We start from the raw sequence: 19,483 nt of genomic DNA on the forward strand, positions 1-19,483 counted from the left end.
TCAGTGCGCTCCTCGCGTCGAGACGGGGCGCTGCGCGGGCAGCGTGGCCGAAGGCGCGGGTGCGGCGACGGCCGGGATCACGGTGCCGTCCTGACGGACGTACTGGGTGATCGCGGGCGTGGCCGTGCGCATCTTGAGCTGCTCCTTCGCGAGCTTCTCGATGCGCAGGGGCGTGGCCTGCGCGCGCTTCTCGACCTGCAGGCGGTCCTGGTCGAGTTCGAGACGCCGGGTTTCGAGTTCCACCCGGTGCAGTTCGGTGAAGAGCTGCCGCGACATGTACTGCGTGTGCACGAGGTACATGGCCGAGCCGAGCACGGCGATCAGCAGGAGCAGGTTGAGACGGGCCATGGCTCAATTCCCGTCCGCGGTGCGCTCCGCCACGCGCAGGATCGCACTGCGCGCGCGTGGATTGCCGTCCACTTCGGCTTGCGACGGCTTCACGCGGCCCAGGGACTTCAGCTTCATCGCCTTCGGCGCAGCAAAGGGCGCGCGGCGGTCGTAGACCTCGCGCGAATGCTTGGCGATGAATTGCTTCACGATGCGGTCTTCCAGCGAATGGAAGCTGATCACCGCGAGCCGACCCTGGGGCTTGAGCACGACGAGACTCGCTTCTAGCGCCTGTTGCAGCTCTTCAAGCTCGGCGTTGATGAAAATCCGAAGAGCCTGAAATGTGCGCGTTGCAGGGTTCTGGCCCGGCTCGCGGGTTTTGACCGTGCCAGCCACGAGCTGGGCCAGCTCGGTGGTGGTTGAAATTGGGCCCCGTTCTTGTCGGCGAGCAACAATCGCCTTTGCAATCTGAACAGCAAACCGTTCTTCGCCATAGTCACGAATCACCTCCGCAATCTGCTGCTGGTCGGCCGTTGCCAGCCATTCGGCCACGCTCTCTCCGCGCGTGGTGTCCATGCGCATGTCGAGCGGGCCCTCGAAACGAAAAGAAAAACCCCGCGCGGGGTTGTCGATCTGGGGAGAGCTGATTCCGAGGTCCAGCAGCACGCCTGACACGCTGGCCGGCGGGAGCTCTCCCAGGTCCTTGAATCCCTGGTGACGGATGGAAAAACGCGCATCCTGGATGCGCGCTGCTTCGGCCACCGCTTCCGCGTCCTTGTCGAACGCGATGAGGCGGCCCTGCGGCCCCAGCCTCGCAAGGATCGCGCGGCTGTGCCCGCCGCGGCCGAAAGTGGCATCCACGTAGGTGCCCGAAGGCGACGGCGCGTCCGGACCGTCGAGGAAGAGGGCATCCACCGCTTCCTTCAACATGACGGTCGTGTGGGTCCATGGCTCGTCCACTTCGCGCCTCAGAACGAAAAGTCCTGGAATACGTCCGGCATCTGGCCTTGGGTGGCTTCGGCCTCCTTGGCATCGTAGGTCGCCTTGTCCCAGAGCTCGAAGTGGTTGCCCATGCCGAGGAGCAGGGCATCGCGCGTGATGCCGGCGGCGGCGCGCAGTTCGGGCGACACGAGCACCCGGCCGGTGCCGTCCATTTCGACGTCCATCGCGTTGCCGAGGAAGACGCGCTTCCACCACTGGGCCGACATCGGCAGGGCAGCGATGCGCTCGCGGAACTTCTCCCACTCGGGCCGCGGGAACACCATGAGGCAGCCGTGGGGGTGCTTGGTGATCGTGAGTTGGCCGCCCGCGGTCGCGCTCAGGACGTCACGATGCCGGGTCGGCACCGAGAGCCGCCCCTTGGCATCGAGACTGAGCGATGAAGCGCCTTGAAACACGACCTGAAGAACCCCGTTGGGAGAGCCGCCGCATGAGTCTTTGCGGCAGTTCTCGACACTTTTTCCCACTTAACTGCACTTTTTTGCACTGTAGCAGGAAACGTCTACTGCGCAACGGGAGGTCGCCGGAATTTTTTGTAATGGAATCAACGACTTAGCGGTGTTTTTGCAAGCACCGAAAAGCGAATTCCGTTGCAAATGAAGTACTTAGCTCACGCAATGAATGTGTTGCGTGAAGCGTCCGTTACACAGCGCGGGAGTCAGAGAATGAATCGAGAGAGATCTTCGTCGTGACTTAGTGCCGAAAGCCGCGCATCCACATAGGCGGCATCGATGCGCACCGACTCGCCGCCCAGGCGGGTGGCGTCGAAGCTGACCTCGTCGAGCAGGCGCTCCATGACCGTCGAGAGACGGCGCGCGCCGATGTTCTCCGTGCGCTCGTTCACCTCGAAGGCGATGCTCGCCAGGCGGGTGATCCCGTCGGGGGTGAATTCGAGGGTCACGCCCTCGGTCGCCAGCAGCGCCTGGTATTGCTTCACAAGGGAAGCCTGCGTCTGCGTCAGGATGCTTTCGAAATCCGACACCGAAAGCGATTGGAGCTCGACCCGGATCGGAAACCGGCCCTGCAGTTCGGGGATCAGGTCGCTCGGCTTGCTGAGGTGGAAGGCGCCGCTCGCGATGAAGAGGATGTGGTCGGTGCGCACCACGCCGTACTTGGTGCTCACGGCCGTACCCTCGACCAGCGGCAGCAGGTCACGCTGAACGCCTTGGCGGGAGACATCCGCGCCCTGCCCCTCGGCGCGCGAGGCGACCTTGTCGATCTCGTCGATGAAGACGATGCCGTTCTGCTCGGCATTCTGGATCGCCTGGCTGCGAATCTCATCCTCGTTGACCAGCTTGGTCGATTCCTCGTCGATCAGGAGGCGCATCGCCTCGGAGATCTTGAGCTTGCGCGTCTTGCGCTTGCCGCCGCCGAGCTGGCCGAACATGCCGCGAAGCTGCTCGGTCATTTCTTCCATGCCGGCCGGGCCCATGATCTCGAGCGGCATCTTGGCGTCGGCCAGCTCGATCTCGATTTCCTTGTCGTCCAGCTCGTGCTGGCGCAACTTCTTGCGGAAAGCCTGCCGCGTGGCGTTGCCGGTGTCGGAGGTGCTGCCGCCGTCCGGCAGGCGAGCGGGCGGCAGAAGCACGTCGAGGATGCGTTCTTCCGCCCCATCTTCCGCGCGCATGCGGACCTTGGCACTCTCGGCCTCGCGCGTCTGCTTGACCGCGATTTCGGCGAGGTCGCGGACGATCGAATCGACGTCCTTGCCGACGTAGCCCACCTCGGTGAACTTGGTCGCCTCGACCTTGATGAACGGCGCATCGGCCAGCCGCGCGAGCCGGCGCGCAATCTCGGTCTTGCCGACGCCCGTCGGGCCGATCATGAGGATGTTCTTGGGCGTGATCTCCGCGCGCAGCTTTTCCTCGACCTGCTGCCGGCGCCAGCGATTGCGCAGCGCGATTGCCACGGCGCGCTTGGCCTCGGGCTGACCGACGATGTGGTTGTCGAGTTCGGAAACGATTTCCTGTGGCGTCATTGACATGGGAGGTCTCACAGGCTTTCGATGGTGTGGTGCATGTTGGTGTAGATGCAGAGCTCGCCGGCAATTTCGAGCGATTTGCGGACGATCTGCTCGGCAGTCAGCTCCGTGCTGTCGAGGAGCGCCTTGGCGGCGGCCTGCGCGTAGGCACCGCCAGAGCCGATTGCGACGATTCCGTTCTCGGGCTCCAGCACGTCACCGTTGCCGGTGATGATCAGCGAGGTGGTCGCATCGGCCACCGCCAGCATGGCTTCGAGGCGGCGCAGCACGCGGTCGGTGCGCCAGTCCTTGGTGAGCTCGATCGCGGCGCGGGCCAGATGCCCCTGGTGCTTCTCGAGCTTGGCCTCGAAGCGCTCGAACAGGGTGAACGCGTCGGCGGTCGCGCCGGCGAATCCGGCGAGCACCTTGCCGTGATAGAGCCGGCGAACCTTGCGCGCGCTGCCCTTGATGACGATGTTGCCGAGAGTGACCTGGCCGTCACCGCCGATGGCCACCTGATCGCCGCCAGCGGTCTTGCGACGGACGCTGACGATCGTGGTTCCGTGAAATTGTTCCATGCGACATTATCTTTGGTCGCCCCCCGCCCTGCCGCGCTGCGGGTGGGCACCCACCTCCGGCACGGGGCGATCAGGGCGGGCCCGGGCGGGCGACACCGGGCTCAGTCGCGCGTCTTGACGCTCGCGTGATCCGCGATGCCGATCACGCCGAAAAACGCCGCGATGAGGCGATGTGCGTCGGTGAACTGGACGCTCTGCCCACGTGCATGACGCGCCGTCACCCAGTTGAGCAACGTGCCCGCGGCAGTGAAGTCCATGCGGACCAGGGCCGCACAGGAGATGCTGGGCGCAGCCGTATCGCCGAGTTCGCCGTCGAGCCGCTGCCAGGTGGAAACGGACTCGCCGACGAGGTCGCCACTCAACGTCGCGCTGGCCGCCAACGGGGCCGGGCTCGACACGCCGTCCGACGCGAGCGCGAAGCCGCTGTTCGCCGGCCTTGCGGCCCTCGGGAGGTCGAGCAGCGGGGCGTAGTCGCCCTTGGGATCCTCCCAGGGCGGCGGCGACACCTCGTAGGTGATGCAGTAGTTGAGGGCAAGCAGTTCGAACTCGTCGGCCCGGTGCATCACGCGCAGGGCGGCCATGTGGAGCTGCCACCAGACCGCATCGACGCTGCGCTCGTTGGCCGGCGTCGCTTCAGCCAGGACCAGAAGAAGCTGGTCCGACCCAGCAAAGCGCAGCTGGACCGTCGAATCCGCCCAGTGATTGAACAAGGCGCGCAACGGCCCGGCCGCGTCGGCCTCGATGGTGTCGAGGGCTCTCCAGTCGAGCTTCCATGACGGGCCGGCCGCACCGAGCGCGCGCGTGAGGCCGATCAGCGCTTCGCGCGTGAGACGCGGCGGGCTGGCCCAATCCGCGCCGGCCGGCTTCGGCGCATCGGACGGCGGCTGCACCGGCATGGCCGCGCGCACGGAATTCGCGAGCGCACGGAACGAGATCCAGTCGGGCGGCGTGCGCTTCATGCGCTGCGCGTAGCGGGTGCTCGTGGCGACGAACTTTTCGGCGTCGCCGGTGGCGCGGTAGAAGTCGAGCAGCGTGCGCCACGTGTCATCGTGGTCCCCCGTGGGACTGTCGGGCGCCAGCGCCTGAAGAAGGATCGCCTCGGCGCCGGCGTCATCGCCGTGGGCGAAGCGGATGGAGGCCTCCTCGATGCTGCCGTCGTGGGTCGGCACATCGGCGGTCGCCTGTGCGCCGGCAGCGCCGCCCTGCGGCACGCCCGGCACCGTGTCGGCGTAGGCGCGCGAGTGCTGCACGGCCATCGGCGCGGCGGTCGCCTCTTCGGGGTTTTCCTCGGAGCGGCCGTTGCGCGCCTTCCACCACTGCTGCGACATCTGCTCTTCGATCTCGTCGATCTTCTTGAGCGTGAGCGCCCTGCCCTCGGACTTGCCCGAGGTGCTGCTGACATTGAAGGAGGATGGCGTGGCTGCCGCATCGCGGCCACCCGCGGCCTCGCGCTGCCGCAGCTTGCGAAGCATGTCGAACTCGCGGCGGCGCACGAAGTCGTTGCGCTGCCGCCGCTCGATCATCTCCTTGAGCATTTCACGGCTGTAGCCGTTCTCGAGCGACGCCGAATCGTCGGCGTCGAGTTCCGACCAGTCCTTCAGCGGATTGCGTACGAACTTCGCGACCTTGGATAGCAGGCGGCCGGTTTCTTCCTTGCCCATGCGCTTTGTCTCCGTCCGGCTCCCGCGGGATCAGTCTCCGAACATCTTCTGCTTGAGCTCGCGGCGCTGCTGCGCCTCGAGGGACAGCGTCGCGGTCGGACGGGCCAGGAGGCGGCCGACGCCGATGGGCTCGCCGGTTTCGTCGCAGTAGCCGTAGTCGCCCGCGTCGATGCGCTGGATCGACTGCTCGATCTTCTTGAGGAGCTTGCGTTCGCGGTCGCGGGTGCGGAGCTCGAGCGCATGCTCTTCCTCGATCGTCGCGCGATCGGCCGGATCGGGCACGACCACGGTGTCTTCACGCAGATGCTCGGTCGTCTCGCCGGCGTTTTCTAGGATGCCGCGCTTGAGTTCCTGCAGCTTCAGGCGGAAGAACGCCATCTGCTTGTCGTTCATGTATTCCGAATCCGGCATCGCGATGACTTCGGCGTCGGTCAGTTCCTCGGCGGACTTGGCCTTCCAGTTGTTCGCGAGCTTGGGGTCCTTCTTGATCGCGACCGGCGGCGGCGGGACCAGCGGGTTGGACGAGGTCTGCACGAAGCTCGATTTCGCGGCGGTCGACGCGACCGCCTGCGGCATGGAGGGCACGGTCACCTGCGACAGCCGGGACGAAGGGCGCGCGCTGCGGGCGGGCACGGATGTGGCGGTTGCGGCAGGAGTCACCGTGGCGGTAGAGGATTCGGAGGCAGCCGTTTTTTTCATGGGAGTCGGTGGTGCAGATGGCACGGCGTGGAAACCGGCCGGTTTGGAGGACGAGGCGCCGGCAGTCGCCGCCTTGACCTTGCTCGTGGCGGAGGCCGTGGATGCGGCGGCGGGCTGGGCGGGCTTGGCAACTGAAGCCTTCTTCGCCGCGGGCACAGCCTGCTGGGCAACCGCCGTCTTCTTGACGGCAGGCTTCGACGCTGGCTTGGCGTTGGCGACAGGCTTCTTCACAGTGACTGGCTCCTTCGACGAACTCGAAACGCACATTCAATGGATGTCTCCCCCGTGAATTTCACGGGTGCTCGCCTACGGCGAACCCAAGGGTTATACCCCTGAAAACGACCCAAAAACGCACGCAGTCTTGTGCCGGAAGTCACACACCGCCCTAAAAGAAGGGCGGGGTGGCTCCCGTAACAGGCGCGCGATTGTATAGAGAAGTGAAGCAGGCCGGTGGGACAGCCCCCACGCCCCGCACTGCGTGTCGTCGCGGCCCCCCAAGGGGGCCCCAAGCCGGCCTGGGGCGGCCCGGCGCCGGCCTCAGACCAGACACTGCTCCAGGCCCTGCTCCAGGATCTCGCGCGGCAGGTCGATGCCGATGAAGACCATTCGGCTGTTGCGCTTTTCGTCGGCCCCCCAGGCGGGGCCGAGATCGCTGCCCATGAGCTGGTGCACGCCCTGGAAGATCACCTTGCGCTCGGTGCCCTGCATGTGCAGCACGCCCTTGTAGCGCAGCATCCGCGGGCCATAGATGTTGACCACCGCGCCGAGGAAATCCTCCAGCCGCGCCGGGTCGAACGGCCGGTCGGCGCGATAGACGAAGCTCTTCACGTCGTCGTCATGGTGATGGTGATGGCCGTGCCCCTCGTGCTCGTGCGAGGGATGGTCGCAGTGCTCGCCATGCGCGTGGTCATGGTCGTGCTCGTCCTCTTCCTTGAGGAAGTCCGGATCGATATCCAGCTTGGCGTTGAGGTTGAAGCCCCGCAGGTCGAACACATCCTTGAGCGGCACTTCGCCGAAATGCACCTTCTGTTGCGGCGCGCGCGGGTTCATGTGCTTGAGGCGATGGATCAGCGCATCGGTTTCGTCCGCGGCGACGAGGTCGGTCTTGCTGATGAAGATCTGGTCGGCAAAGCCCACCTGCCGGCGCGCTTCCTGGCGATCGTTGAGCTGCTGGGGCGCGTGCTTGGCGTCCACCAGGGTCAGGATCGAATCGAGCAGGTAGCTCTCGGCGATCTCGTCGTCCATGAAGAAGGTTTGCGCGACCGGGCCCGGGTCGGCCAGGCCGGTGGTCTCGATCACGACGCGGTCGAAGTCGAGCAGCCCCTTGCGCTTCTTGGCGGCCAGCAGCTGGAGCGCTTCCCGCAGGTCCTCGCGGATGGTGCAACAAATGCAACCGTTGCTCATCTGGACGATCTGCTCCTTGGATTCGGTCACCAGGATGTCGTTGTCGATGTTCTCCTCGCCGAACTCGTTTTCGATGACGGCGATCTTCTGCCCGTGCGCCTCGGTCAGGATGCGCTTGAGCAGCGTGGTTTTGCCGGAGCCAAGGAAGCCGGTGAGGATGGTGGCGGGAATGAGGGCCATGAGTATGAAATCTCCCCCAGCCTCGCCCACTTCGTGTGGCTCTGCACCCCCTCTCCGGGGGCGCACCCGGCGGACCAGCAAAGCCGGTTCCGCGGGTGCCCTGGCCTGGGTTGGGCCAGTTTCAGACGTTGTGGCGTAGCGGGTGGTTGTGAAAAATCGGAAGTTTAGCGATGCCTGTCGGGCGCGCTGGGGCCAGGGTCAAAGCTATTTGCGCACGACGACCAAGCCTTTCAAGTACTCCCCCTCGGGGAACTCGATGGTCATGGGGTGGTCGGGCGCGGCGCCGAGCCGTTCGGTGATGTAGCCGTCCACGCCGGCATCGATGCCGGCCGAGGCCACGATCTTGTGGAAAAGATCCGCCCCGATGCCGCCGGAGCACGAGAAGGTCAGCAGATGCCCGCCCGGCGCGAGCAGCTTGAAGGCCTGGCGGTTCAGGTCCTTGTAGGCGCGCGCGGCCCGTTCGGCGTGCGCGACGGTCGGCGCAAACTTCGGCGGGTCGAGCACGATGGCATCGAACGTCCGGCCTTCGTCGACGAACCGGCGCAGCGAGGCATTGACGTCCGCATCGAGGAACTCTGCCTGGGCATCGTCGAACCCGTTGAGCGCCAGATGGGCGCGTGCACGATCCAGCGCTGGCAGCGACGAATCGATCGAGATGAGCTCGGCCCCGGAGACCGCGCCCGCCGATTTCAGCCCCGCCAGCGCGGCGACCGTGAAACCGCCCGTGTAGCAGAAGCAGTTGAGCACGCGCCGGAACCGGCGCCTCGCCGCCAGTTCGGCGAAGCGCTTGCGGCTGTCGCGCTGGTCCAGGTAGAAGCCGGTCTTGTGGCCGGTCGCGACGTCGAGGCCCAGGCGCCATTCGTGCTCGCGGATCGTCAGCTCGGTCTCGCCATGGCCGCGCAGCCAGCCGGTGACCGGAGGAAGTCCTTCGCGCTCGCGACCGCTGGCGTCGGAGCGCTCGTAGAGCTTCTGCAGGCCGGTGGCCGCCAGCAGCGCATCCGCCAGAGCGCCCTTCCAGCGCTCGACCCCGGCCGAGAGAAACTGCGCGACCAGCGTATCCCCGTAGCGGTCGACGATCAGCCCCGGCAGCCCGTCGGCCTCGCCATGGATCAGCCGCACGCCGTCGCTCTGCAGGTCGAACAAGCCACGCGCCCGGGCCGCACTGGCCACCCGGGCCGTGAAGAAGGCGGAATCGATGCGCTGCTTCTCGTCGAAGCTCCAGGCCCGCGCTCGAATCTTGGAATTGGGGCTGAACGCAGCCCAGGCGAGGAACTTGCCGTCGCCCGATTCGATGCGCACGGTCTCGCCCGCATCGGCGCCGCCCTTGGCGATGGCGGATTCAAAGACCCATGGATGGCGCCGCAGCAGCGAGCGCTCCTTGCCCGGTCGAAGACGGAGGACTTTCATGATTTGCTGCTCTTGATCTTTCTTTCGGCCGCGAGCGGCTTTTGCTCGTCCCGGGCGCGCGCGCGCGGATGGGCGGCGTCGTAGGCTCGCGCGAGATGCTGGAAATCCAGCCGCGTGTAGACCTGCGTGGTGGAGATGTTCGCGTGGCCCAGGAGCTCCTGCACGGCGCGCAGGTCGCTGCTCGATTGCAGCACATGGCTCGCAAAGGAATGGCGCAGCATGTGCGGATGCACCGGCACGGCGAGGCCAGCTTTCAGGCTGCGCTGCCGCAGCTGCTTCCACGCCGACTGCGCCGAGAAGCGCAGGCCGTTGCGGCCGATGAACAGCGCCGCCGCATGGTCAGGGTCGCGCAGCCGCGCCGCCTCGATGGCCGGACAGTCGTCCCGCACCGCGAGCCAGGCATGCAGGGCTTCGGCCGCCTTGCGACCCACGGGCACGATGCGGCGCTTGCTGCCCTTTCCGAGGACGTTGGCTTCGGCCGCATCGAGGTCGACCCAGCCACGTGCCGTGGGGCTCGGACGCACGTCCAGCCCGGTCAACTCGCTGACGCGCAGGCCGCAGCCGTAGAGCAGCTCGACGATGGCGCGGTCGCGCGCCTCGGTCCATGGGTCGGCTTCCGGATCGTGGAGATCGGCGAGCTGGACCGCGTCATCGACCGCGAGCGCCTTGGGCAATGGCCGATCCGCCTTCGGCGCGTGAACGTCCTGCACCGGGTTCGATCCCACGAGCCCTTCATGGCCGAGCCAGCGATAGAAACTCCGCCAGCACGACAGCACCAGCGCGATGCCGCGCGACTCGCGCCCGGCACCGTGGAGCTGGGCCATCCAGCGCCGCACATGCGCGGTCTGGACCTTGTCGAGCGCGACCCCGGCGGCCTCCGCCTTCTCGGCAAGCGTTTTCAGATGGATGCTGTAGAGCTCCACGGTGCGAGCAGCGAGCCGGCGCTCGACACGCACGTATTCGAGGTATTTCTCAATCGACTCGGGCAACGGATATCTCCGAGCTAGAAGTGCACAGCATTCTTCACGATCGCGAAGGGCTCGCGCAATGCGCCCTTGAACACCATGCCCCAGCGCTGCCAGCAGGACGTCGGCGCGGCAGCGTACTGCACGTCGAATATCCGGTCGAAACCGGACCCGCGGACCAGACGCTCGGCACGCCACAAGTGATAGGGCTCGGAGACGATGATCACGCTACTCACCCCGCCCGCCTGCATCAGAGGCCCGGACATCGAGAGATTCTCGAGCGTGGTCTGCGAGCGCGGCTCCAGGAGCAGCGGGCCGGCATAGCCGGAGGCACGGGCATGCCGCTCCATCACCTCGGCCTCGATGCGGCCGTCTTCGCTGTCCACGCCGCCGCTGAAGACCAGTTTCTGCACCAGCCCCGCCTTCGCAAGCGCGATGCCGGCATCGACACGGCCGGTCAGGCAGGGATTGGGCTTGCCGTCGCGATAGGCCCGATTGCCGAGCACCAGCGCCACGTCCGCCGCGCGCTGCGGCGGATGCGCGAGCACCTCGCGCGCATGGCGCCACACTGTGAAGGAAATCGAGAGATAGCCGAGCAGGAAGACCAGCAGCGCGCCCCACAGGCCGCGCCGGAGCGCAGGACTCAAGACCGCAGCCGCGACAGCGCGCTCGAGGCGAGCTCGGCGATGCGCTCCAGGAAGTCGGTGCCCATCTCCGCGTTGTAGCGCTGCGCATCGGGCGACGCGAGCACCAGCAGGCCGAACGCCGGCGACTCGGCCGAATCGCGCAGCGGGATCAGCGCGATCGACACCGCGGCTTGCGGTTCGGCCAGCCAGTTGGCCGCCTCGAAACCGGAATTCAGCCCGCAGTAAGGCGCGGTCAGCGAAGTGACGAGCGTCTTCACATCGTCGCTCACCGATTGCGTATAGGGCTCGCCCTGGTAGGCGCTGTCGCAGTCCCAGACCTTGATGACGGCCTGCGGCACCAAGAAGAGATCCTGCAACTGCGCGGCGATCTCAGTCGGGAGCCGGCGCGGATCGCGGGTGGTCAGCAGCGCACGGGTCCAGCGCTGGAGCCGGTCGGCCGTCACGCCGTTCTCGGTGCCGTGGCGCACCATGTCCATGATGCGGTGCTCCAGCGCCTTGATCTTCTCGCGCAGCATCTCGGCCTGCCGCTCCTGCAGGCTGACCGCGCGGTTGCCGTGCGGGCTGGTGAGCTGCACCTGCCCGAGCAACTGCGCGTGGCGCTCGAAGAAATCGGGGGTGTTCGACAGGTAGTTGGCGATGTCGTCTTCGGTGATCGGGTTCATGACGTCTTGGTTGAAATTCTTCATGGCAGGTCCGGGACTTCGATGTCGCCTTCGAATACGGTCACGGCCGGTCCGGTCATGAGGACCGGCGCGCCGTCGCCGGCCCATTCAATGGTGAGGAGGCCGCCGCGCGTTTCCACATCGACGCGCGATTCGAGCAGGCCGAGCCGGATGCCTGCGACCACCGCCGCGCAGGCGCCCGTGCCGCAGGCCAGAGTTTCGCCGGCGCCGCGCTCGAAGACGCGCAGCCGCACATGCGAACGATCGACCACCTGCATGAAGCCGGCGTTGACCCGCTGCGGAAAGCGCGGATGGTGCTCGATCAGCGGACCCTGCTTCGCGACCGGCGCGGTGTCGACGTTGTCGACCAGTTGCACTGCGTGCGGGTTGCCCATCGACAGCACCGCGACCGAGACGATCGCGCTCTCGGCGTGCGTGTCGAGCGCCAGATGCCACTTGTGCCAGCCGTTCTCGTGCAGCGGGGCGAGCCCCGCCGTGTCGAAGGGAACGCGCGCGGGTTCGAAGATCGGGGCGCCCATGTCCACGGTCACGCGGCCGTCGGCGCCCATGCGCGGCTCGATGACGCCGGAGAGCGTCTGCACCCGCACCGCGCGCTTGGGCGTGAGGCCGTGCTCGTGCACGAAGCGCATGAAGCAGCGCGCGCCGTTGCCGCACTGCTCAACCTCGCCGCCGTCGGCGTTGTGGATCACGTACTGGAAGTCGACGCCTTCGCCCGGCGACGGCCGCACCGACAGGATCTGGTCGGCGCCGACGCCGAAATGGCGGTCGGCCAGGAAGCGGTATTGCGCAGGCCCGAGGCCGAGCGGGCCGCGTGTTTCGTCCAGCACGACGAAGTCGTTGCCGGCGCCCTGCATCTTGGTGAAGCGGATTCGCATCGCGGAATTATCCGCTGCCGTAAGCGCCGCGCGCCGCCCGGAGCCGGTCGATCGCGCGGTCGAGGAACACCAGCCGGTCCTGGCCCCAGAAGCGTTCGCCGTCGAGGATGTAGATCGGCGCGCCGAACACCCCCTTGTCCACCGCCTCGGCGGTGTAGGCGCGATAGACGGCCTGCGTCTGGGCCTTCTGCTCCATCGCCTGCAGCGCCGCGCCGTCGTAGCCGTTCTCGTCGGCGACCGCGATGCGCACCGCGGCGTCGGAGGTGTCGCGCTCCTCCGCCCAGAGGGCACGAAGCAGCGCATGGGACAGCGGTTGGGCGTCGAGCCCCTGCAACTGGGCGGCGATCACCATCCAGCCGGCGTACTTGTTCCAGTTGGGATCGCTCGGCGCCCCCTTCGGATAGTGCGCGGGCTCCAGCGCGAGCGGCATGCCGAGATAGTCGCGCCAGCGCTCGAGTTCGAGCGCGTGGTAGGTCCGGCGCGCCTCGGGCCGGGTCTTGAGAGGAATCCCGCCGGTCTGCGGCACCACCGCCTGGAAGTCGTAGGGCTTGAGCGTGAGCTTCACATGGTGACGCCGCACGATGTCCTGGAGTTGCGGGCCGCCGAGGTAGGCCCACGGAGAAGACAGGCTGTAGTAGCAGTCGAGCGCGATCATGATCTGGATTATCTTCACGCGATGGCTTCTCAAGACCCCATGCCCACGCCCGCTGACCAGGCGCTTCCTGCGGTGCCTTTGCAATTCGTTGCAAGCCCGCGCCACACCGAGGCGCTCGACCGGCTGACCGCGCAGGCGCGTGCCGACCTCGAACGCGTCAACGTGCCACCGCCCGCCTGGGTGCTGCCGGCCGAATCGTCCACCGCCGAGTCGCCGGTGCTCGACGTGCTCGTGGCCGGCGCGGGCATGTGCGGCCAGACGGCCGCCTTCGCGCTGCGCCGCGAAGGTGTCACCAACGTCCGCGTCATCGACCGCGCCGCCCGCGGCGAGGAAGGCCCGTGGGGCACCTATGCACGCATGCTCACGCTGCGCAGCCCCAAGCACATCGGCGGCCCCGAACTCGGCGTGCCGTCGCTGAGTTTTCGCGCGTGGTACGAGGCGCAGCACGGCGAGGGTGCGGACCTGTCCGGATTGGGCGCACCCGGCTGGCAGGCGCTGCACAAGATCGGTCGCGTGGACTGGCGCGACTACCTGCTGTGGGTACGCGACACGGTCGGGCTGCCGGTCGAGAACGGCGTGGCGCTGAATTCGGTCTCGCATTCGGACGACGGCCGGCTGCTGCACATCGCGCTCGAACACGCGGACGGCCGCCAGGAGACAGTGCGCGCGCGCCAATTGGTGCTCGCGCTGGGTCGGGACGGAAGCGGCGCGCCACGATGGCCGGACTTTCCGTCGCTGCGCCGAGACGATCCACTGGCGGCCGGGCGCGTGTTCCATTCCGCCGACCCGATCGACTTCCAGAGCTGGGAAGGCTGCCGCATCGGCGTGCTCGGCGCCGGCGCCTCGGCCTTCGACAACGCGGCCTGCGCGCTCGAAGCGGGCGCTGCCAACGTCACGCTGTTCGCGCGCCGCGCGCACCTGCCGCAGATCAACAAGAGCAAGGCCGCGTCGAACCACGGCTTCCTGCGCGGCTTCGAAGGCCTCGACGACCCGCGCAAGTGGCGCGTCTACACGTACATCTTCGACGAGCAGGTGCCGCCGCCGTGGGAGACGGTGCGTCGCTGCGATGCGCACGATGCCTTCGAGCTGCAGCTCGGCACGCCCTGGGTCGATGTCGCGCCCGACGAGGACGGCGTGACCGTCACGCTGCCCAACGGCGGCATGGAGCGCTTCGACGCGGTGGTCTTTGGCACCGGGTTCGACGTCGATCTGCTCGACCGGCCCGAGATCGCGGCCTACACGGCGCAGATCGACACCTGGGCCAAGCACGTTTCCGCGACCGAGGCCGAGCGACACCCGGAACCTGCGCGCTTCCCTTATCTGGGCGCGGGCTTCGAGCTGCGGAGTGCCGACGCAGCGCACCCGCAAGCGGCGGCGCTGGCGCGCATGCGGCTCTTCAACTGGGGCGCGACCATGAGCCATGGCGCCTTGGCGGGCGACATACCAGGTCTCGCGATCGGCGCCACGCGGCTCGCGCAAGGCATTGCACGCGACCTCTTCGTCGAAGACGCGGACCGCCACTGGGACCGGCTGCAGGCGCACGACGAGCCGGAACTCATCGCCACCCGCTGGTACGTGCCGCCGTCTTCCGACGCGTGAGCCGCGCGGCTCAGGCGGCCGTGGCCTGTCGCGCCTCGATCAGCTTGACGAGCGCGAAAAGCGTGCGGTTGACCGGCGTCGGCACGCCGAGCGCCTCGCCCTTGCGCATCACATGGCCGTTGAGATGGTCGATCTCGCTGCGCTTGCCGCGCGCGAGGTCCTGCGCGGTGGACGAATACTGCGTCGGCATCGTCTGCACGAGACCGGCGACCGCCTGCCACGCATCGCCGGGCAGCCTGACGCCGCCGGCCTGCGCGACAGCGACGCATTCCTGCACCACGTCGCGCATCACGCCTTCCACGCCCTCGCCGGCCACCACGCGGCCGTAGGGAAGCTGCGCGATGGCCGAGAGCGCGTTGTAGGCGCAGTTCAGGATGAGCTTCATCCACAGCGCACCGATCACGTTGTCGGACACCTGCGTCGGGATGCCGGCCTCTGCGAAGGTCTTCGCGATGCCATCGCTCGCCGCCGTCGTCGCGATCACCAGTTCGCCGCGCCCGTGGTGCTTGAGATGACCCGGGCCGGCCATCTCGGTGGCCACATACACCACGGTGGGCGCGACGACCTGCGACAGACGCGCCTGCAAGCGCTCGGCGTTGTCGACGCCGTTCTGCAGCGTGAGCACCAGCGCCTGCGGCTTCAGGTGAGGCTTCATCTCGTCGGCGGCGCTCTCGGTGCCGGTCGACTTGACGCAGAAGAGGATCAGATCCGCGTCCCGGACCGCGTTGACGTCGGTGCTCGCATCGAGCCGCACGTGTTCCTTGAAGGTGCGGGTGTCGAGCAGCAGCCCGTCACGCCGGATCGCCTCCACATGCTGCGGCCTGCCGATCAGCGTCACCGCGTGCCCGGCGCGCGCGAGCATGCCGCCGTAGTAGCAGCCGACCGCGCCGGCGCCCATCACTGCAATCTTCATTCGATGTCCTGGCTTTCAAGCGCGGCGACCAGCGGCCCAGGCCTCGAGCACCGCCACGGCTTCGCGATCCATCTTCTGCTCGGACGGCATGGCGCGCGCTTCGAGCGGGGCGCCGGCTTCCGCGCGCAGCGCGTCCACGTCGATCGGGTGCCGCGCCGCGACCGGCACGCCCTCGAAGGCCTCACCCGACTGCGCGAGCGACGCCGCGTAGTAGAGCTTGCGGATGCCCGCGATGCGCATCGCGGCCACGCACAATGCACAAGGCTCGCACGAGGTGTAGAGTTCGCATCCGCCGAGGTCCACGGTCTTCAGATTGCGGCACGCATCACGGATCGCCTCGACCTCGCCATGCGACGTGGGATCGAAGTGCGCCACGGAATGGTTGAAGCCCTCGCCCACCACCGCGCCGTCGCGGACGATCACCGCGCCAAAGGGCTCCGTGCCCGGTGTGCCCAGCGCCTGCGCCGACAGCGCAATCGCGCGCTGCATGAACCTCTCTTCGTACATCGTCTTTTCCTTCTATGAACCGGGATTGAGGAGACATCTTGAAGGCCGGTCGTCCGGTCAGGGCGTTGTTGCGAAAAAGCCTTCGGCAGGCGTTAATCCGACGCATCGCAACAACAGTCGCACTGCATGAAAGCAGCCCAGATCAGCCTCGTCGTCTTCGTCGCCATCCTGCTCTATGCATTCTGGCGCATCCTTCCCCGACGAAGCGACGAACTCAGCCCGGCCGCATCTGCGCAGCGGGGCCGCATGGCGAGCCGGCCGGAACACGCCGCCGACATCCGCCAACTGCTCGGCCAGATGTCCGATTCACTGCGCGTCCGGCTCCATTCCGCCGGCATGGCGCTCGAGATGATGCTCCCGACCGACCCGCTCCCCGTACTGCTCGATCGTTCGGGCATGCAGGAGGTCTTCGCGCACATCGTCGATCTCGCGTGCCGCGCCATGCATACCGGCAGCACCTTGCGCGTCCTCGGCCGCGTCGAGGGCACGCATGCGGTGGTCAACTTCATGGATGCGGCCCCCGGCGCCGGCGAGCCGCGCCTCGCGCGTTGCTTCGATGCGGCAGGCGCGGCCACCGCGGCACGACGCGGCGACGGCGACACGGCCGCGAGCGTCGCGCTGTGTACGCAGATCGTGTCCGAACATCGGGGCCGTATCTACGCAGCCCCCTCTCCCCTGGGCAGCCTGGGCATCACCCTGCGGCTTCCGCTGCAGGACGCGATCGGGAGTGTTCATTGAGCTCCGTTTCTTCTCCCACGCCGCCAGCCGCGAACATGGTCCTGTCTTCATTCCAAAGGCCCGGGCTGGGCCATGCCCTCGGTGCGATCGGTGCGATCGGCATGTTGGGCCTGTTCGCGGCCACCGGCTTCACTTGCGGCAACGGCACGGTGCCGGCCAGTCCTTCGACGCTCGCGCCGATCATGGCCACCAACCCCGCAAACGCCCCGCTCGCCACCGCTGCGGCCGGCAAGAAGTGCGCCGCCAAGTGAAGCTCCAGGGCTGCGCGCGCACCAGTGCGTTCTGCCTCGTCGCAGCCTGAGCGCAAGTCGCCCGCAATCGATGCCGCACAATGCGGCGCCTCCCCGCATCCGCCGCCATGCCCCGCCTTACTCTCTTCCGGAAGATCTTTCTCACGCTGGTGCTGCTGCTTGCGGCATTGCTCGCGATCTTCACCACCTTCTCGTGGCTCGGCCTGCAGCGCGGCCTCGGCGCCTATGTGGCCGAGATCGAGATCCGCCGCATGGACTGGTTTGCGGAACTGCTCCGCAAGCACCACGCCGCGCACGGCAATTGGGACGACCTGCGCAGCAACGAGGCCGCATGGCTGCGCCTGCCGATGACCGCCTTCGGCGCGGTGGAGCACAACTCCGCCATCGGCGGCCCGCCCGGCGAGCCGCCGCGCCGAATCCCACCTTGGCCGCCGCACGACTTCCGCCCGCCGTCGTGGGAGATCGGCCCGTCCGGCGGCGATCCGCCCCCGCGCCCGCCGGGGCCACCCGAGCTGCTGCCGCCGCGGCAGTCATTTCCCCCACCGCCGGGCATGCTGGGCGCACTGCTGCGCAATCCGGACTCCGTCTACCGGCGGCTCGGGCTGCTCGACGCGAACGAGACGTGGGTGGTCGGCGCGAAGGTCGATCCATCGACCGCCGCGCGGCTGCCGCTGCGCGACGGCGACCACTTGATCGGCACGCTGGTGCTCGCGCCGCTGGAGGGGCTGGAAACCGATGCGGACCGCGCATTCGTCGCCCGCCAGTCCGGCTTCGTGATCTGGACCGGCGTCGCGGGTCTCGTGCTCGCGCTGCTGCTCGCGTGGCTGCTCGCGCGACGCTGGTTCGCGCCGATCGACGCCCTGACGCAGGCCGCACAACGCATTGCGCGGGGTCGGCTGGACACGCGCGTGCCGGTGCACGGAAGCGACGAGCTCGCGCTGCTCGGCCGCACCTTCAACGACATGGCCGAGCGGCTCGACAGCATCGAGGTCTCCCGCCGCGAATGGCTCGCCGACGTCGCGCACGAACTGCGCACGCCGCTGGCCGCCATGCGCGCAGAGATCGAGTCGCTGCAGGACGGCGTCCGCACTTTCGACCAGAAGACCGCCCTGCGCCTGCACCGGCAGGTCATGCGGCTGGGGCAACTGGTGGACGACCTGCGCAGCAGCATGCGCGAGCAAAACGAGACTTCACCGCCTCTCGTCACGGTCTATCCGCTGGCGATCCTGAAAGAGGCGCTCGCGCTCACCCGCGAACGCTTCGCCCAGCGCATGATCTCGCTCGATGCCGTCGCGCTCGACGCCCTTGCCGGAAGGCACCCGCCCGCGGCACGCGGCGATTCACGCCGGCTGCACCAGGCCTTCATGAATCTTCTGGAGAACACGCTCTCCTACACCGACACCGGCGGGCGGATGCGCATCGATGCGCAAGTCGAGAGCAGCGAAGGCAGGGACCGCCTCGTCCTTCGCTTCGACGACAGCCCGCCCGGCGTCCCGCCCGAGGAAATGCCGCGCCTCTTCGAGCGGCTCTTCCGCGGCGAGGCGTCACGCAGCCGCGCGCTCGGCGGTTCCGGGCTCGGGCTCGCGATCTGCCGCACCACCTTCGAAGCACACGGCGGATCGATCGACGCCGCGCCCTCGCCACTGGGCGGATTGCGCCTCACCGTCACCCTGCCCCTGGAGAATGCGGCATGACGACGCGCATCCTCGTGGTCGAAGACGAAGACGACATCGCTTCGGTGCTGGTGGACTACCTGCGCCACGCGGGTTACGAGCCGGAGCGCGTCGCCGATGGCGAGAGCGCGCTGCAACGCATGCTGACGGATCCGCCTGCGCTCACGTTGCTCGATGTGATGCTGCCGCGCCTGGACGGCATGGCAGTGCTGCGGGAGGTGCGCAAGCACAACGCGCGTCCGGTCATCATGCTCACCGCGCGCATCGAGGAGGTCGACCGGCTCGTCGGGCTCGAGCTCGGCGCGGACGACTACGTCTGCAAGCCCTTCTCTCCGCGCGAAGTCGTCGCGCGGGTGCGTGCGGTGCTCCGCCGCAGCGCCGCGCAGGACGAACCGGCCGCGCCGACCGATCGCCGCCTTGAGCTGGACGACGCGCTGTGGCGCGCTTCGCTCGACGGCGTGCCGCTCACGCTCACGCGACTCGAGTTCCGGCTGCTGCAGGCGCTTTCGCGGCAGCCCGGGCGGATCTTCTCGCGCTCGCAGCTGCTGGATCTGGCGTATGACGACGCTGCGGAGGTGACCGAGCGCGCCGTCGACAGTCACGTCAAGAACCTCCGGCGCAAGCTGGCCGCGACCGGCTCTGAGCACGACTGGATCCGGTCGGTCTACGGCGTCGGCTTCGCGTTCGAGGCGCCCGAGGACTGACCGCCCACCCCTCTGCTCCCAGATTCCTCCGAAGTTGCGGGCGAGCATCGAGGCCGCA

21 protein-coding genes are annotated in these 19,483 nt (G+C 67.8%); 5 read left to right on the plus strand and 16 right to left on the minus strand.

The features are described 5' to 3' along the window. The 14 genes from ftsL to BLW05_RS16840 all read right to left on the minus strand — a co-directional run bounded on the left by ftsL (window position 1) and on the right by BLW05_RS16840 (window position 13,058). The gene (gene ftsL, locus BLW05_RS16770; protein WP_093164294.1) at window positions 1-348 is read right to left on the minus strand and encodes a cell division protein FtsL; all 348 of its coding nucleotides are present in this window, start codon (window positions 346-348) and stop codon (window positions 1-3) included. 3 nt (window positions 349-351) lie between these two features. After that, window positions 352-1,287 carry a 16S rRNA (cytosine(1402)-N(4))-methyltransferase RsmH gene (gene rsmH / locus BLW05_RS16775; protein ID WP_177142684.1) on the minus strand — a complete coding sequence of 312 codons (936 nt, stop codon included), beginning with the start codon at window positions 1,285-1,287 and terminating at the stop codon, window positions 352-354. An 8-nt stretch (window positions 1,288-1,295) separates the two neighbouring features. After that, window positions 1,296-1,724 (minus strand): division/cell wall cluster transcriptional repressor MraZ, encoded by a 429-nt coding sequence (gene mraZ / locus BLW05_RS16780; protein WP_093164298.1) that lies wholly within the window; start codon window positions 1,722-1,724, stop codon window positions 1,296-1,298. Window positions 1,725-1,984: 260 nt separating this feature from the next. Continuing rightward, on the minus strand, window positions 1,985-3,310 hold the full coding sequence (gene hslU / locus BLW05_RS16785) for an ATP-dependent protease ATPase subunit HslU (RefSeq protein WP_093164300.1): 1,326 nt from the start codon (window positions 3,308-3,310) through the stop codon (window positions 1,985-1,987). Window positions 3,311-3,318: 8 nt separating this feature from the next. Then, window positions 3,319-3,864, minus strand: coding sequence for an ATP-dependent protease subunit HslV (gene hslV / locus BLW05_RS16790; RefSeq protein WP_093164302.1), 546 nt, complete (start codon window positions 3,862-3,864; stop codon window positions 3,319-3,321). A gap of 101 nt (window positions 3,865-3,965) precedes the next feature. After that, complete coding sequence (locus BLW05_RS16795) at window positions 3,966-5,525, minus strand: STAS domain-containing protein (protein WP_093164304.1); 1,560 nt, start codon at window positions 5,523-5,525, stop codon at window positions 3,966-3,968. A gap of 30 nt (window positions 5,526-5,555) precedes the next feature. After that, entirely contained in the window at window positions 5,556-6,491 is a 936-nt protein-coding gene (gene dksA / locus BLW05_RS36430; protein WP_256330351.1) for an RNA polymerase-binding protein DksA, read from the minus strand. A gap of 270 nt (window positions 6,492-6,761) precedes the next feature. Then, the gene (locus BLW05_RS16810) at window positions 6,762-7,808 is read right to left on the minus strand and encodes a CobW family GTP-binding protein (protein ID WP_093164308.1); all 1,047 of its coding nucleotides are present in this window, start codon (window positions 7,806-7,808) and stop codon (window positions 6,762-6,764) included. Window positions 7,809-8,012: 204 nt separating this feature from the next. Beyond that, the gene (locus tag BLW05_RS16815) at window positions 8,013-9,215 is read right to left on the minus strand and encodes a class I SAM-dependent rRNA methyltransferase (protein WP_093164310.1); all 1,203 of its coding nucleotides are present in this window, start codon (window positions 9,213-9,215) and stop codon (window positions 8,013-8,015) included. Continuing rightward, window positions 9,212-10,204, minus strand: coding sequence for a tyrosine recombinase XerC (locus BLW05_RS16820; RefSeq protein ID WP_093164312.1), 993 nt, complete (start codon window positions 10,202-10,204; stop codon window positions 9,212-9,214). The genes BLW05_RS16815 and BLW05_RS16820 overlap by 4 nt, the downstream gene beginning before the upstream one ends. Window positions 10,205-10,218: 14 nt before the next feature. Beyond that, window positions 10,219-10,827, minus strand: coding sequence for a YdcF family protein (locus BLW05_RS16825; protein WP_093164314.1), 609 nt, complete (start codon window positions 10,825-10,827; stop codon window positions 10,219-10,221). Continuing rightward, the gene (locus BLW05_RS16830; protein ID WP_093164316.1) at window positions 10,824-11,513 is read right to left on the minus strand and encodes a DUF484 family protein; all 690 of its coding nucleotides are present in this window, start codon (window positions 11,511-11,513) and stop codon (window positions 10,824-10,826) included. Before BLW05_RS16830 ends, BLW05_RS16825 begins: the two co-directional genes overlap by 4 nt. Further along, a complete protein-coding gene (gene dapF, locus BLW05_RS16835; RefSeq protein WP_093164318.1) occupies window positions 11,510-12,385 on the minus strand; it encodes a diaminopimelate epimerase in 876 nt (291 codons plus the stop codon). The genes BLW05_RS16830 and dapF overlap by 4 nt, the downstream gene beginning before the upstream one ends. Before the next feature lie 7 nt (window positions 12,386-12,392). Continuing rightward, window positions 12,393-13,058: a 2-hydroxychromene-2-carboxylate isomerase gene (locus BLW05_RS16840; RefSeq protein ID WP_256330352.1), complete on the minus strand. Its 666-nt coding sequence runs from the start codon at window positions 13,056-13,058 to the stop codon at window positions 12,393-12,395. 21 nt (window positions 13,059-13,079) lie between these two features. Between BLW05_RS16840 and BLW05_RS16845 the strand changes: the two genes are divergently transcribed. Next, a complete protein-coding gene (locus BLW05_RS16845; RefSeq protein WP_177142685.1) occupies window positions 13,080-14,639 on the plus strand; it encodes a SidA/IucD/PvdA family monooxygenase in 1,560 nt (519 codons plus the stop codon). Window positions 14,640-14,649: 10 nt separating this feature from the next. Here the strand turns inward: BLW05_RS16845 and BLW05_RS16850 are convergent, their stop codons facing one another. Both BLW05_RS16850 and BLW05_RS16855 read right to left on the minus strand, forming a co-directional pair. Further along, window positions 14,650-15,552 carry a ketopantoate reductase family protein gene (locus BLW05_RS16850; protein WP_093164324.1) on the minus strand — a complete coding sequence of 301 codons (903 nt, stop codon included), beginning with the start codon at window positions 15,550-15,552 and terminating at the stop codon, window positions 14,650-14,652. Window positions 15,553-15,567: 15 nt separating this feature from the next. Beyond that, a complete protein-coding gene (locus tag BLW05_RS16855; protein ID WP_093164326.1) occupies window positions 15,568-16,059 on the minus strand; it encodes a nucleoside deaminase in 492 nt (163 codons plus the stop codon). Window positions 16,060-16,185: 126 nt separating this feature from the next. Between BLW05_RS16855 and BLW05_RS16860 the strand changes: the two genes are divergently transcribed. The 4 genes from BLW05_RS16860 to BLW05_RS16875 all read left to right on the plus strand — a co-directional run bounded on the left by BLW05_RS16860 (window position 16,186) and on the right by BLW05_RS16875 (window position 19,425). After that, window positions 16,186-16,797 carry an ATP-binding protein gene (locus BLW05_RS16860; RefSeq protein WP_093164328.1) on the plus strand — a complete coding sequence of 204 codons (612 nt, stop codon included), beginning with the start codon at window positions 16,186-16,188 and terminating at the stop codon, window positions 16,795-16,797. Then, window positions 16,794-17,048, plus strand: a complete 255-nt coding sequence (locus BLW05_RS16865) for a hypothetical protein (protein WP_143044841.1) — start codon at window positions 16,794-16,796, stop codon at window positions 17,046-17,048. The genes BLW05_RS16860 and BLW05_RS16865 overlap by 4 nt, the downstream gene beginning before the upstream one ends. Window positions 17,049-17,155: 107 nt before the next feature. Beyond that, window positions 17,156-18,742: an ATP-binding protein gene (locus BLW05_RS16870; RefSeq protein ID WP_093164332.1), complete on the plus strand. Its 1,587-nt coding sequence runs from the start codon at window positions 17,156-17,158 to the stop codon at window positions 18,740-18,742. Further along, window positions 18,739-19,425, plus strand: a complete 687-nt coding sequence (locus BLW05_RS16875) for a response regulator (RefSeq protein ID WP_093164334.1) — start codon at window positions 18,739-18,741, stop codon at window positions 19,423-19,425. Before BLW05_RS16870 ends, BLW05_RS16875 begins: the two co-directional genes overlap by 4 nt. The last annotated feature ends 58 nt before the right edge of the window (window positions 19,426-19,483 follow it).

It is taken from the genome of Variovorax sp. YR216, from assembly GCF_900107745.1.
GTDB lineage: Bacteria > Pseudomonadota > Gammaproteobacteria > Burkholderiales > Burkholderiaceae_C > Variovorax.

What these genes read in the sequence shown, in the direction of transcription:
- BLW05_RS16830 (WP_093164316.1), bottom strand. Translation starts at nt 11,513, where the DNA reads ATGAAGAATTTCAACCAAGACGTCATGAACCCGATCACCGAAGACGAC.
- BLW05_RS16860 (WP_093164328.1), top strand. Translation starts at nt 16,186, where the DNA reads ATGAAAGCAGCCCAGATCAGCCTCGTCGTCTTCGTCGCCATCCTGCTC.
- dapF (WP_093164318.1), bottom strand. Translation starts at nt 12,385, where the DNA reads ATGCGAATCCGCTTCACCAAGATGCAGGGCGCCGGCAACGACTTCGTC.
- hslV (WP_093164302.1), bottom strand. Translation starts at nt 3,864, where the DNA reads ATGGAACAATTTCACGGAACCACGATCGTCAGCGTCCGTCGCAAGACC.
- BLW05_RS16850 (WP_093164324.1), bottom strand. Translation starts at nt 15,552, where the DNA reads ATGAAGATTGCAGTGATGGGCGCCGGCGCGGTCGGCTGCTACTACGGC.
- BLW05_RS16845 (WP_177142685.1), top strand. Translation starts at nt 13,080, where the DNA reads ATGCCCACGCCCGCTGACCAGGCGCTTCCTGCGGTGCCTTTGCAATTC.
- BLW05_RS16875 (WP_093164334.1), top strand. Translation starts at nt 18,739, where the DNA reads ATGACGACGCGCATCCTCGTGGTCGAAGACGAAGACGACATCGCTTCG.
- BLW05_RS16815 (WP_093164310.1), bottom strand. Translation starts at nt 9,215, where the DNA reads ATGAAAGTCCTCCGTCTTCGACCGGGCAAGGAGCGCTCGCTGCTGCGG.
- BLW05_RS16855 (WP_093164326.1), bottom strand. Translation starts at nt 16,059, where the DNA reads ATGTACGAAGAGAGGTTCATGCAGCGCGCGATTGCGCTGTCGGCGCAG.
- ftsL (WP_093164294.1), bottom strand. Translation starts at nt 348, where the DNA reads ATGGCCCGTCTCAACCTGCTCCTGCTGATCGCCGTGCTCGGCTCGGCC.
- hslU (WP_093164300.1), bottom strand. Translation starts at nt 3,310, where the DNA reads ATGTCAATGACGCCACAGGAAATCGTTTCCGAACTCGACAACCACATC.
- dksA (WP_256330351.1), bottom strand. Translation starts at nt 6,491, where the DNA reads ATGTGCGTTTCGAGTTCGTCGAAGGAGCCAGTCACTGTGAAGAAGCCT.
- BLW05_RS16795 (WP_093164304.1), bottom strand. Translation starts at nt 5,525, where the DNA reads ATGGGCAAGGAAGAAACCGGCCGCCTGCTATCCAAGGTCGCGAAGTTC.
- BLW05_RS16810 (WP_093164308.1), bottom strand. Translation starts at nt 7,808, where the DNA reads ATGGCCCTCATTCCCGCCACCATCCTCACCGGCTTCCTTGGCTCCGGC.
- BLW05_RS16870 (WP_093164332.1), top strand. Translation starts at nt 17,156, where the DNA reads ATGCCCCGCCTTACTCTCTTCCGGAAGATCTTTCTCACGCTGGTGCTG.